Origin of the sequence: Paenibacillus sp. FSL R5-0341, assembly GCF_037975235.1 — a bacterium.
Taxonomy (GTDB): Bacteria; Bacillota; Bacilli; order Paenibacillales; family Paenibacillaceae; genus Paenibacillus; species Paenibacillus amylolyticus_A.
The window spans coordinates 4,313,171-4,327,110 of the sequence record NZ_CP150241.1 but is presented as its reverse complement, the minus strand read 5'-3'; the positions used below and the strand labels follow the sequence as shown (position 1 = coordinate 4,327,110).

Sequence of the window (13,940 nt, the reverse complement as noted above, 5' to 3'; positions counted from 1 at the left end):
GTATCCGATATTTTGCTTCTTTTGAACGAAGTGAATGGTCTGGATATGTTTCGTCGGCTGCTTTTGGTATTCATCAGGATGTGTAGGAAGGCAGTCCTGCATGGTAACGACCATGCTGCATCTATCATGGAACATCCACAACATCGAGGTGGGTATATACACCTTCAGTTATTAATTCAGTCATTGGCTAGGGCCACATCTGTAATGAGGTTCATCTGAATATCCCGGGACCCATCTTCCATCAGTAGTCTAAGGGTACGGGCAGGACGGTCCAGCCGAAGCACTTGACCAGTGTAACGGATATCGTCATGTTCGTGAAACACGGCAATGGTGACCATGTCTCCAAGCATCATCGAGTTGCTGAGCAGACGGGACATTTCTTCCGCGGCCTGGGCATCCAGAGATGGGCGGGTGCGAGGAGCGAGTTGTTCCTGATGAAGAATGTAGGCTTCCCGGTGTTCGGGGAGCATCATGCGTGAGGATTCAAAGATCCCGTTTTGCTGCAATTTTTTACTCATTTATAATGACCTCCAATTTTATGAGAACGTTCCTGGGCCTGGGCTGACGAGCAGAGAGAGGATGCCCGCATAATGGCAGTATCTCCGTACCTGCGCTTAATGTCATCCGTGGCACGTTCCAGTTCTCTTTTGCGTTCGCGGTCATCGAACCAGGACAGCTGCACTTCGGAATCAGGTACAAGTCCGGTCAATGACACGCTGATGCGGCGGATGGGTAATCCGTCCCAATGGCGCAGGAACAGAGCTGCCGCCGCATCGTATACTTCATCCGTAATGTTGGTGGGTTCATTCACCTTCATTTGGCGGGAGAAACCGGTTGGCCGATCATAATCCTGTCCGCGACATCCAACCGAGACCACATGGCCCATGAGTGATTTGTCCCGGGAACGTCGACTGACGAGTTCCGCCAGTTCGAGCAGTACCACTTTGATATCTTCCCAGGAGTCATAGTCCCGGGGCAGCGTCATCTGATGTCCGATACCCTGCTGCTGATGAGCATATGTCCCGGGTTTGACCGGGGAATCATCGATACCGCGGGCGATACGCCACAGTACCTCTCCATTCACACCCCAACGTTCTCTCAGCCGGGATAGAGGGGTCTGAGCCAGATCACCAATCGTATGGACGCCCATCTTGTAGAGATGCTGCGCCATACGGGAACCAACCATGAACATGTCTCGCACAGGCTTCTCCCAGATGGTGGACGGCAGATCTTTGCGAGGCAACGTGCAGATGCCACCAGGGACTTTTTTGGCATACAGGTCACAAGCCATCTTACTGACGACCTTGGTATCACTGATACCGATTCGAATGTACACACCCGTCTCATCCATCACTCTGGATTGAATGCTGCGCGCAATCGTCTCCGGACTGCCGAACAGATCCAGGCTTCCGGTGACATCGAGAAACTGTTCGTCAATACTATAGGGTTCCACCAGATCGGTGTAAGACTGAAGGATGCGCGTAATATGAAGGGACACCCGAATGTATTCGGCCATCCGGGGGCGAACGACAACAACATCCGGGCATTTTGCGAGTGCTTCGCCCAGTCGTTCTGCTGTCGTAATTCCATAGGACTTGGCGAGTGGACAGGCCGCAAGAATAATACCCGAACGGCGCGCCGGATCTCCCGCGACAACGAGGGGGCGGTCCTTGTATTCGGGATGTGCAGACTTCTCCACACTGGCATAGAATGACTGGCAGTCGGCCAGCATGATGACACGTCTGTCTTGGCGGGGCATAAGACTTCTCTCCTTATCCGTGATGCTGTGCTCATCTGTTAGCGTCGATTATGTTCATTTGAACATCGATATTTAACAGTTTATTTACAGTATGGAACAAGTGTTCTTGTTTTATAAGCATATCCGACAATTCGAAATGCGGCAACCGGAATTATTTTGCAAATTGGACACAATTATCGGTTAGCTCTATAAGAGGCAGAAATTAGGAAATAAGATGTGCTTTTTTACATTTAATGTGAGAGATCTGTGACCTCTGGGTGATGACCGGGAGTTCATTTAGCTTTTTGTAAAAGGTTTATAAATGGGCACAGTCCTATAGAGGGGGACTGACGTCCTTTTTTGATTTTCTGCATTTTTCAGAAAACCTTGATGTGACGCGGAATATCGCTGATGCGTTATCGGACTATAGTATCAATTTTGTAATCTTTATGGTTAATACTGTAAAATAGGCCGCAACTTTAAAATATGACTCGCGTTTAATGGGGTATGTGTTCAAACGGCAAACGTTGCCTGTACCCGCGTTGCACATAACAATAAAGGTTCCAGAATTGCAAGATCAGCAGGGTATCCAAACTATGCGATTCCAGCAAATATTAGTGTTCGGGAATCAGACATATCCGAGAGGTGTCCCGGTGCTAGTTGATGGCTCTTTTTACGAATTATGGGCAGAATGTTCCATTTCATGTTTGCTTCCATCAGCCTAGTTACAAATGCAGAGTCTTAGCGCTATAGTGAGAACTACACCGCTGACATCTCTACCAAGCGGACATCCGAAGCGGAAAGATTCGTAAACTTCATGTTGGACCATTCGATGTTGAAGCAGGATGCATATTAGAGAGGTGAGCAATTTAAAGACATGAGCAGACAAAGACGAAGACGCTGGCTATTAACGGTGTTGACAGGAGCAGTGGTGATGACCGGTGGAATATTTGCCGGATGGCACTATATGCAACCCAAGCTCGTTACGTACACAGCGGAGAACGGCACGGAGATGAAATTCAAGACCGATGGAGACCGGTTCATGGAATACGGGCCAGATGGAACATGGAGGGAGATGTTCGTCAAAGGTGTCAACCTGGGCGCAACTTCACCGGGGCATTACCCGGGAGAATTCCCGCTGACCAAAGAGGATTACTTGCGGTGGTTCCAGCAGATCGAGGATCTGGGAGCCAATGTAATTCGGGTATATACGATTCACGAACCGATTTTTTACTCCGCATTGGTCGAATATAACCGCGGCCGCGAGCAACCGTTATATTTTATACAGGGCATATGGTCACCTGAAGAAGAGCTGATTGAGAAGCAGGATGCCTATGCGGCGCATATTGAGCAGACGTTCAAGCAGGAGATTGAGAAGGCCGTATCAGCTGTCTATGGCGATGCGGACATTCCTGCCAAGCAGGGAGAGTCCAGCGGCAAATACAAGACGAATGCAGGAAAATACCTGATGGCCTGGCATGTGGGTACGGAGTGGGACCCGGCGATGGTAGACAATACAAACGCGAAACATGCGGACGTACCGCAGTACAAGGGAGTTCATTTCTCGGCTAGTCCAGAAGCATCACCGTTCGAGAACTGGCTCGCAGAGCTACTGGATCATACGGCGGTCCTGGAGAAGAAGTATGGGTGGGAGCATCCGATGACCTTCACCAACTGGGTAACCACCGATGTGCTGGATCATCCCGGCGAGCCGCTGTATGAAGAGGATCTCGTGAGTGTAGATGCCCGTCATATTCAGCCGGAGGCGTGGGATGGTGGATATTTTGCAGCCTACCATGTGTACCCGTATTACCCGGATCTGTTCCATATCGATAAAACGCTCCAAACGATCAAGGATGAGAACGGTGAGTACAACACATACAAAAGTTATCTGCGCAAGCTCAAAGCCGAGTTTTCCGATATGCCTGTAATGATTACAGAGTATGGCGTACCCTCTTCTCTTGGCATTTCCCATCTGGGTATGGGGGGCCGGAATCAGGGTGGACATAACGAAGTAGAGCAGGGAGATATTGACGCGTCCCTGACGCAGGATATCTATGATGAAGGATACTCGGGAGCGATTGTATTCATGTGGCAGGATGAGTGGTTCAAAAAAACATGGAACACGATGCCACTGGAAATTCCGGCTGACCGCCGGGCATATTGGCTCAACGTGCTGACAAACGAGAAGATGTTTGGTCTGCTTGCCATGGACCCCGGTAAACAGGAACAGTTAACCATCGATGGAACACTGGATGACTGGGATGATCTGAAGGATGAAGAGGTCACGACCTGGCAGGGCCAAGTGGACGGCATTCAGGAGATGAAGATGACTCATGATGAAGCCTATCTGTATATTGGGCTGACCTTGGATCAACCGTTTGACCCGGTTAAGACAGTGCTGCGAATTGGCACAAATACACTTGCTGGAGGCAGTCAGCCTGATAAGTTACTCCCGGGGCGGACGCTCAGTGATGGCCTTGAGACGGTGATTACACTGGGGCAGGATGAAGAATCTCAGGTGGAGATCGCCAAGGATTATGACTTTAATCAGCGTCTGTACGGCAAGGAAGGATACGATATGCTGCCAGATCAGCAGTTGGATTCCACAGATCCGTTCAACCCATGGAATCTGGCAGTCAGCCTAAGGATGACACCGCCGGATACCCGATCTGCTCAACCGTTCATGAATGAAAAGGTCGGAACATTGAAGCGGGGAACGACGGCTCCCGGCCAACCCGATACGGATTCATTAACGGCTTGGCAGTATAACGGCAATCAGGTAGAGATGCGAATTCCCTGGATGCTGCTCGGGTTCGGTGATCCGAGTTCGCTGCAAGCGATCGACTATGGACCGCTCCAGAATGGACGTGAGTTCTCCACAGTTGCTGTGGAAGGCGTTACCCTGATTCCATGGTTAACGGATCGCGCCACGAAGAAAGTATCTTGGCCTGGGGGGGAACAGACGACCCTGGACCTGAAGACTTTGCCGGTATATAGCTGGCAGCCTTGGGAGCAGGTGCAGTATAGTGAACGGCTGAAGCTAAGCTACGACAAAATGAAGAAGAGCTACGAAAAAATTCCTAGTTTTCAGATCGAATAAATGAGTATAAAGGAGGACCTTTTCACATGTTTCCAAGTTTGGCTTTGGCCTATCTGTTTTTGTACATCTGTATCGCACTCGTGGTTGTAGGCGTCATCGTATTGTTTGCCATGAAAATGTCCCACAACGGCAAACGACGCAAGACGGCGTTTTATGAATTGAAACAGCGTGACTACTTCACCTATCTGCAAACTGCCTTGACCGAGAATAGTCCGCTCAGACTGCCACCAGGCAAGCTGGCTCCGCTGGAACGCAGAGTCATTCAGGATAGACTGATTGAATGGATCGACCAGTTCAAGGGTGAATATCGTGACAAATTAATTACACTGTGCCGTGAAGCAGGATTCGTAGAGCATGATCTGAAGGAACTGGGCCGTCTGCGTTACGGTCGCCAGATTGATGCGGCTTATCGCTTGGGTGGCATGCGTTGTCCCGAAGCTGTTCCAGGCTTGATGGAATTGCTGAAGGATGAGAAGCCAGGCCCGATGGCCATTATGATCGGTCGTTCTATCTCCAGATGTACGACCAGGCAAGGTGAACTGAAAGACATGCTGGCGTTGCTGTTAACGAAAGGCAAGTCCATTCACCATCTGGCAGCAGATATTCTGCTCGAAACGAGTCTGGATACGAGCAGAATTCTAATCGAATTGCTGGAAGACCGGAATCCTGATTTTGTCAAAGTCGGACTGGTTGCCATGTGGGGACAGGCTGTACCTGAAGTGATGCCTGCACTCGATAGACTGGTAGGCGCAGAACATCAGGATGTACGTGCCGAAGCAGTGAAGCTGTATCTTAGCGCAAGTCCGGCACTCCGGGATGAGACGATTCTGAAGCTGATCCAGGATACCGACCCGGAAGTTCGCGCCGAAGTGGTACAAGCGCTCGGTTCGAAACATGCTTCTGGCAGCATTCCATTGCTGCGCAAAGCGCTACGGGATGAAGACTGGAGAGTTCGCTACAACAGTGCGGAGAGCCTGAGCAAGCTTGGTGAACCGGGATTCGAAGCACTATGCCAGGCTGCGGTGCAAGGTACAGGTGCTGAGCGCGAGATTGCGATGCAGCAGATTGAGAGTACCATGCAGCACACGAGAACCGATGACAGAGCTGTAGAGCAGATGATTGCACATAACAAAAAAAGACTGCTGTACGATCGCTATTTTGGCCCTGTCCGAGAGAACAGAACGAGCAAGAAACGCACAGGTGTCGCTACGGTAGGAGGGGATTACACTGCTTAGGGATCTATTATTAATCTACGGCATGGTCGCAATCTACTATGTTGTTTTTGTAAATACGCTCTATTTTTCCATTCTGGCCTTATCGTTCCGTAACATCTGGACGATCTTCCGGCGGTCGCACTATTCCAAATACAATACATTGTCAGGCTCGGAACTGGTGCCTTCGGTATCTCTGCTGGTACCGGCGTACAACGAGGAACTGACGATTATTGAAAATGTGAACTGCCTGATGACGCTGAATTATCCAACATATGAAGTCATTGTCGTCAATGATGGCTCCAGCGATGCCACGCTGAAGATCTTGTTGGAAGAATATCGCCTGAAGCCGGTACCCAATACGAAAATTCGGGGCAAGATCGCCTGTCAGAAAATTCGCGGGATTTACCACAATCCGGAGTTCCCGGATCTGTATGTTATTGACAAGGAAAACGGCGGGAAGGCCGATTCCCTCAATGCCGGGATCAACCTGTCCCATTATCCGTTGATCTCTTCCATCGATGCCGATTCGTTGCTGGAGAAGGATGCCCTGATCCGCATGGCACGCATGTATATGGAGAATCCGGAAGAGACAGTAGCCATCGGTGGAGATGTAAGGATCGCCAATGGCTGCAAAATTGAAAACGGGGCAGTGCAAGATGTGTCGCTGCCACGCAAAATCTGGCCCATGTTCCAGTCCATTGAATATCTCAAAGCCTTTCTGGGCGGACGGATTGGCTGGAGTCACATGAACGGTCTGATCATTGTCTCTGGTGCCTTCGGCATGTTCCGTAAGGACGCTGTTATCGCCGTGGGTGGATACCGGGATGGTTATCCTGGGGAAGACATGAACATCATCATCAAGCTTCACCGGTACATGTTGGAAAACAAATTGAAGTACCGTGTTGCCTTCTGTCCTGAGGCCGTATGCTGGACGCAGGCACCGGATTCCTACCGGATCTTGTCCAGTCAGCGCAAGCGCTGGGGCCGTGGGAACCTGAAGAACATGCTGGAGAATCGCGGCATGCTGTTCAATCCGAAATATAAGGTTATGGGTATGGTGACCATGCCATACAACGTTATTTTTGAAGCGCTGAACCCGTACTTCCGGATTACCGGACTTCTGGCTCTCGCCGGATATGTGCTTCTGGATATGACGCAATGGCCGATTCTGGTTCTGTTCGGACTATTGAACTTCGTGAGTGGTTATCTGCTGAGTGTAGGCGCACTTGTCCTGGAAGAGATTGCTTTCAAACGTTACAACAAGCTCTCCGATCTGGTGAAAATGCTGGTCTACTCTGCGCTGAAATTCGTCGGCTACCACCAGCTGGGCGTACTGTGGAGATTGCAGGGACATGTGCAGTTCATGCAAAACAACAACTCATGGGGTACCATGACACGCCAAAGCTGGTCCGAGGATGAGAAGAAAACAAGCGAAGCTGCTTAAGTAAAGAATAATCAAAGCAATTATATGTCCAACTAGACATTTACACGATAACGGAGAGGGCAGAAAAAGCCTGAAGAAGCGAAGCGTGCACCTAAAAGCTTTCTGAAAGAAAGCTGCATCGAAAGCATACCTTTATCCCCGGATTTCCCCTTGTATAAAGGAATCAAAAAATCTGGGGATAACAGTGATCGAAAGGCTGTTCTGTCATCGGAGTGTCAGTGTAAATAATATTTTTTGGACTTATATAGATAATCGAGGAGAAGGGTGGAAAAGAACATGCCAAATACGGCGACATTGCAGCGTGAGGCTGCCGTTAATGTGTACCGAAGTGTAGAACAGGGATTGAAGGAAACGGGTGCCGAAACATGCGGCTTAATGTTCATCCATTGTGCAGGAAACTCTCAACCTGAGCAGCAGGTCAGGACACATCTGGAGCAAACGAGTGAGTCTGCCTTCCAGGTGTGGAAGGATGGGGCTACCCAGGCGATTGCCGTCCTGCTGCCAGGTTTGTCACTGGATGAAGTTCATTATGAAGGACTTCGGATCAAACATGAGTTGCAAGAGACTGTACCCGGTGCCGATCCACAGATTACACTGGCCAGTTTCCCGGAAGGGGAGCGCCCTTCGAAGGCAACTATTCAGCATATGGCTGAATCCTCGAAGCTCGTAGATTCGTCGGAGATTCATATTTACACGCTGGACAATACGGCGGACGAGCCGGAACGTATTTTGATTGTGGACAACGATCCGACGGTACGCGAATTCCTGCAGCTGCGACTGAAAATGCAGGGCTACGAGACCTATGAAGCCGTGGATGGATTGGCTGCACTGGAGTTGATCGAGAAAGTTACACCGGACTTGGTGCTCACGGAGCTGAATCTGTATGGCATCGACGGTCTGCCGTTCATCCATCATATTCAGAATCTGGAGATGGAGCAGCCACCCAAAATTGTCGTGTTGACCGAGCAACGTGTCGAACAGACGATCAGTCAATGTTTCCGCAGCGGCGTGGATGATTACATGACCAAACCGTTCTCGCCTGTAGAGCTGGATGCCCGAATCAGACGTTGCCTGCACTAGAAGACAGCTTGGAACAACTGATTGTGTGAAGTGCAAAGTAAGAGCTTTTTTGACACTATGAATCAGATAGATTAGAGCAACATTTAGAGCACAGACAACCATCTATTTACATGGATTTTAAGCACCATCAAAATACACTACCCGGAGGGAATATCATGGAGAATCAACAATTCCACACATTACTGAATGCGATTGAAAATAAAGAAGCTGTACTCGGCGTTGTCGGGCTCGGTTACGTAGGACTTCCACTTGCTGTGGAAATGGTCAATCAAGGTTTCACGGTAATCGGAATTGATCTGGATGCGTCCAAAGTAGAAAGTATCTATCAAGGAGATTCCTATATTCACGATATTTCGTCCGATGAGTTGAAAAAAGTAATGCAAAGCGGTCGTTTCCAGCCAACAACGGATTACAGTATGTTACGCGTGATCGACGCACTTAGTATCTGCGTACCAACACCGCTTAGTGAGAATCAGGACCCGGATACGTCTTACATCGAGACGGTTGTGGATCAGATCAAACTGCATATGAAACCAGGTATGCTGATTACGCTGGAGAGCACTACTTATCCAGGTACAACCGAAGAACTGATCCAGCAGCAGCTGGACAAGATCGGACAAGAAGCAGGTAAAGACTATTTCCTCTGCTTCTCGCCTGAACGTGTAGACCCGTCGAACGGACGTTTCACAACATTTAATACGCCGAAAGTCATCGGGGGTACGACCGAAGCTTGCTTGAAGCTCGGAACAGCACTGTATAGCAAATACGTAGAAACCGTAGTACCGGTATCTTCACCAAAAGTGGCTGAGATGTCCAAACTGCTGGAGAACACATTCCGCAGCGTGAACATTGCCTTTGTAAATGAAATGGCGATGATGTGCGATCGCATGGGCATCGATATCTGGGAAGTTATTGACGCGGCGGCGACGAAACCATTTGGTTTCATGCCATTCTATCCAGGCCCAGGCATCGGTGGACACTGCATTCCACTTGATCCGATGTACCTGTCATGGAAGGCCAAAGGTTTCCGTTTCTATAGCAAATTTATTGAGCTGGCGCAATCCACTAATGACAACATGCCATATTATGTGTTGAACAAAACGTCAACGATTCTGAACGAATACGCTAAATCCGTACGTAAATCCAATATTCTGCTCCTCGGTATGTCGTACAAACCGAATATTGCCGACCTGCGTGAATCACCAGGACTGGAAGTATATGAACTGTTCAAGGAAAGTGGAGCTAACGTAAGCTACTACGATCCACATGCAGATTCCTTCCAGGACAAGCATGGCGAGACCGTACACAGCGAAGTGTTCAATCTGGAACAGTTCAAGAAGTACGATTGCATCGTGCTGATCACCAACCACAGCGATTTGCCTTACTTTGATATTGCCGAGATGGGTGTGCCGATTCTGGATACTCGTAATGCATTCCGTTCGTACACACATCCGCACATCTACAAGATTGGTCACTCGGTACAGCATCCTGTGCTTGAACCAAGTGAAGCGTTGCTCGTCTGAGGAAATATATGAGGCAACGGGGCAAGCTGGTGGGTATGGCGAAATGGGCCATTCTGGCTGTGGTATTGTGCCTGCTGCTTCTGTCCTGGATGTTCAAATGGTTCACGACGGAGGAACACAAAGCGACCTGGCTGTGGGACGCGTCCATTATTGCGGAGCAGACGCCTGAGATTATTGCTTTTTCCAAAGAACAGGGCGTGGATACCATCTTCCTGCAAATCCAGGATGAGGTGCCTGACGCAACATACCGCAAATTCATTGCGGCTGCAGGGCAGGCTGAGATTGAAGTGCATGGACTTAACGGTCATGCAGATTGGGCCTATGAGGAAAAGCGGGATGAAGGACTTGCTTTTATCGAGCGAGTACGAGCATACAATGCAGCTTCCGCCAAGAATGAACGCTTCCAGGGCATTCAACTGGATGTGGAGCCATATCAGCTGAAGCGCTGGGAGAACGAGGAAAGTAGCGTCATTGCAGAGTGGCAGAACAACATGAAGGCCTGGACAAAAGCCGGCGAGGATGCCGGACTCTACATGAGCGCTGCCATTCCGTTCTGGCTTGATGCCCGTCAGTCTGCTGAAAGTGATGGTACATTCAGTCGCTGGGTGATCTCCCACTTCGATGCGGTGGCCATTATGGCTTATCGGGACAGTGGGCAGCAGATGTATGATCTGTCCAAGGAAGAACTGGACGAAGCGGATGATCTCGGCAAGAAAGTCTGGATCGGAGCGGAACTCGCGGATACACACGAGGGGGATCACCTGACCTTTTTCCGTAAACCGGTTAGCAACATGAATGAAGAGATGGCGAAGGTGTTTGATCTAGGTTCCTCTCATTCTTCTTTTGCAGGTGTGGCTGTGCATCATTATGAAGCATGGTATGCGAAGGAGAATGGCATTCCGCTTGCACGTAAGGATGAGGAGAAGGAATAGCGTTACGTCAACGTAAAAAGTTCATGGTTTCAAGTACGTGCGTCAAGACTATAGTATAGAAAGAAGGCAAGTCCCGGGTTAAGGGGCTTGCCTTTTTTGTTGGTGGATTCAGTAATGGATTTTGCAAGGTATGATGTGCAGGATATGAAACTCAGAAGTCCATTTTTATTTGGTAGAGGCGACATTTTACACAACCGTACTAGGCGTGGTGCATGAGGCATGGAGTATAGGCTGGGGAGCGAAAGGTCGCTCCCTTATTCTTTCGTACTCTCCGCTGTACGATAGCGATTGGGCGGCAGCCCGACTTGCTTTTTGAACGCTTTGGAGAAAGAGAACAAGTCCGGGTAACCTACGGAATGAGCCACTTCGGTTAAGCTTAGCGGCGTCTGCACGAGCAGACGTTTGGCCTGGGTCATTTTCAATTGCTGGATATATTGCACAGGAGATAGACCATAGGCTTTGCGGAACTGTTTGGTAAAATGGGTTCGATCCACACCCGCATGAGCAGACACACCTTCCACGGAGATACCGCCTGCAAAATGAATATCCATGTATTCCTTGCCTTTCTGAAGCCAAGGTGTGGCTGAATCCGGTTGCAATCCTTTGGTTGCGGGGGAACGAGCAATCCGGTCAAAAAGACTTAGAAACCGGGTGAGTCGTCCCAGATCGCTCGCTCCGTCCTGCGGTTTGCGAACATCCTCCATGAACGAGCGCATGGCGCTTGCAGTCTCCGGCGTCAGTACACCTGAACGATACGGTGAGTCGGGTGTAAGTCCAATTCGGGATAGCAGTTCGGCTGCATGTGTACCGTCAAAGGCAATAAATATTTTCTGCAACGTGTCTTCCGGGTCCGTCCAGTACTCATGGGTAACATGCGGAAATAGACAGAACGCATCCCTGGCTCGAAGGGCATGACGCTGTCCGTTCTGTATGAATGTACCTTCCCCCTCCAGCACAAATAGCAAATAATGATAAGGTGTGGTACGAGGGCCAATATGATAGTTGGTCTTGGCTATGTTGCGGCCAATGCGAATCGGCCAGGCGCCACCAGCTTTCTCGAATTCAGATGGAGTGAAGAAAATAATATCCAAAAACTCATGGTGGTCCTCCTTCATGCTCTCGGTCATCAGGAACACCTCTTTATTGTATAAGTATCGTTTGTACATTTTAAAATTTTCACTTATAACCTATTATACAGGTGGGTTTTATACATATTCAAGATCAGGAAGACCTAAATCTGAGAAAAGACCACAAAATGACAAAATAAAATTGCCGCGAAATGACATTGATCACAGACAAATCAATTGATATGATGTCCATACCTATTAAACCAAGTTAATTAATCGGCATTTGGATGCGTACTTTGAAAAGGAATTAGAAATTAGGCACACTTTAAAAATAAGTTTTAAACGAGTGCAAACGTAGTGGAGGGGACGAAATCGATTCTGAAGAAACGTAGTGTTCACCTTTATCTCCGGATTTTCCCTTTGAAAAGGGAATCAAAAAATCTGGAGATAACAGTGATCGTAAGAACGATTCGTAACCGGAACGGCGGAGTGGCAGAACAGTGATCTTATTTTTAACATGAGACTTTATTTATTCATAGAAGGGATTGACTTTTGTGAGCGAACAGGAAGAAATGAAGTTTGGATGGTTTTTGCCTACAGCAGGGGATGGTAAGTATGTAGGGGTTGCCCCGGAGCGGGAACCGAGTCTGGAGTATCTGGTCGATGTGGCACAGACGGCGGAGAAGGCAGGATTCGAATTTGTACTGATTCCGACAGGGGGAGCCTGTCTGGACGCATGGGTAGTTGGCTCGGCTGTGATGAGTCACACGAAGACATTGCGTCCCCTTGTCGCCATTCGCCCGGGATTGGTTACACCTGTACTCGCTGCACGCATGGGAGCGGCATTAGATCAGCTATCTGGTGGTCGTGCCATGATCAATGTGGTGACAGGCAGTTCTGTTCGTGATCTGGAGGAACTCGGCGATCCACTGGCACATGCGCATGATGAACGGTATGTGAGGGCGAGCGAGTATATGGAAGTCATGAAGCGTTCATGGACCCAATCGACGGGACTGAATCTGACGGAGTTTGCCGGAAGTGGTTCAAAATCTGGTGCAGATGCTCCCAGCGATCCCAATCCTGAATTCAACGGCCAGTATTACAACTTCAAGGGACCGGTAGGTATGCCGGAGACGGTGCAAAATCCGCATCCACCATTCTATCTGGGAGGAAGTTCACCGATTGCCAAGAAGGTCGCTGTTGAACATGCGGATACGTTCCTCATGTGGGGCGAGCCTCATGACTGGATTCAGGAGCAGATCGAAGAGATTGAGGTCATCCGTCAGCAGGTGAAAGAGGAAACCGGACAAGATCGTCAGCTCCGTTATGGCATGCGTGCTCAGGTACTCATTCGGGATACCGAGGAAGAAGCATGGGCAGCAGCTTGGGAGATTATCAGCAAAGTACCACCAGAAGCGATTGAGAAAGCCAAAGCCGCTTTTGCCGAAACGGATGCAACCAACCAACGCAGACAAAACGAGTTACGTGAACTGTCCGAGAAGCAGCAGTTTGTCGTAGGTCCCAACCTGTGGACAGGCTTGTCCGTTGTGCGTTCCGGCGGTGCGATCCTTATTGTAGGTACAGCAGAACAGGTCGCAGAACGTCTGATGGAGTATGGAGATCTGGGTGTTACAACTTTCATTCTATCCGGTTACCCGCATCTGGAAGAGGCCGAAATCTTCGGACGGACCGTGATGCCTATCATTCGCGAGAAATGGAAAACAAGACAGAAGCAGCATTCCGTTACTACTAACTAAGTTACTACCAACTCTAAGTAAGTGCCCCTTTTTTTACACTTTAACGGAGAGGGCAGAACCGATCTGAAGAAGCGGAGCGCTC

10 protein-coding genes are annotated in these 13,940 nt (G+C 49.2%); 7 read left to right on the top strand and 3 right to left on the bottom strand.

Annotation, left to right across the window (positions count from 1 at the left end; all coding sequences use genetic code 11):
- Positions 1–176 precede the first annotated feature (176 nt).
- Entirely contained in the window at positions 177–518 is a 342-nt protein-coding gene (locus MKX75_RS19430) for a YolD-like family protein (RefSeq protein ID WP_339166456.1), read from the bottom strand.
- A complete protein-coding gene (locus MKX75_RS19425; RefSeq protein WP_062835341.1) occupies positions 515–1,759 on the bottom strand; it encodes a DNA polymerase IV in 1,245 nt (414 codons plus the stop codon). Before MKX75_RS19425 ends, MKX75_RS19430 begins: the two co-directional genes overlap by 4 nt.
- A gap of 856 nt (positions 1,760–2,615) precedes the next feature.
- On the opposite strand from MKX75_RS19425, the gene MKX75_RS19420 reads away from it, so the two are divergent.
- The 6 genes from MKX75_RS19420 to MKX75_RS19395 all read left to right on the top strand — a co-directional run bounded on the left by MKX75_RS19420 (position 2,616) and on the right by MKX75_RS19395 (position 11,034).
- Complete coding sequence (locus tag MKX75_RS19420; protein ID WP_339166455.1) at positions 2,616–4,841, top strand: hypothetical protein; 2,226 nt, start codon at positions 2,616–2,618, stop codon at positions 4,839–4,841.
- A gap of 26 nt (positions 4,842–4,867) precedes the next feature.
- Entirely contained in the window at positions 4,868–6,076 is a 1,209-nt protein-coding gene (locus MKX75_RS19415) for a HEAT repeat domain-containing protein (RefSeq protein ID WP_062835339.1), read from the top strand.
- A 22-nt stretch (positions 6,077–6,098) separates the two neighbouring features.
- Positions 6,099–7,499 (top strand): glycosyltransferase, encoded by a 1,401-nt coding sequence (locus MKX75_RS19410; protein WP_175623795.1) that lies wholly within the window; start codon positions 6,099–6,101, stop codon positions 7,497–7,499.
- A gap of 276 nt (positions 7,500–7,775) precedes the next feature.
- Positions 7,776–8,579 carry a response regulator gene (locus tag MKX75_RS19405; RefSeq protein ID WP_036674925.1) on the top strand — a complete coding sequence of 268 codons (804 nt, stop codon included), beginning with the start codon at positions 7,776–7,778 and terminating at the stop codon, positions 8,577–8,579.
- A gap of 155 nt (positions 8,580–8,734) precedes the next feature.
- On the top strand, positions 8,735–10,102 hold the full coding sequence (locus MKX75_RS19400) for a nucleotide sugar dehydrogenase (RefSeq protein ID WP_091028694.1): 1,368 nt from the start codon (positions 8,735–8,737) through the stop codon (positions 10,100–10,102).
- Between the two features lie 8 nt (positions 10,103–10,110).
- Positions 10,111–11,034, top strand: coding sequence for a hypothetical protein (locus tag MKX75_RS19395; RefSeq protein ID WP_339166454.1), 924 nt, complete (start codon positions 10,111–10,113; stop codon positions 11,032–11,034).
- 254 nt (positions 11,035–11,288) lie between these two features.
- Here the strand turns inward: MKX75_RS19395 and MKX75_RS19390 are convergent, their stop codons facing one another.
- Positions 11,289–12,161 carry an AraC family transcriptional regulator gene (locus tag MKX75_RS19390; RefSeq protein WP_339166453.1) on the bottom strand — a complete coding sequence of 291 codons (873 nt, stop codon included), beginning with the start codon at positions 12,159–12,161 and terminating at the stop codon, positions 11,289–11,291.
- A gap of 512 nt (positions 12,162–12,673) precedes the next feature.
- On the opposite strand from MKX75_RS19390, the gene MKX75_RS19385 reads away from it, so the two are divergent.
- Complete coding sequence (locus MKX75_RS19385) at positions 12,674–13,858, top strand: LLM class flavin-dependent oxidoreductase (RefSeq protein WP_339170523.1); 1,185 nt, start codon at positions 12,674–12,676, stop codon at positions 13,856–13,858.
- Positions 13,859–13,940 lie beyond the last annotated feature (82 nt).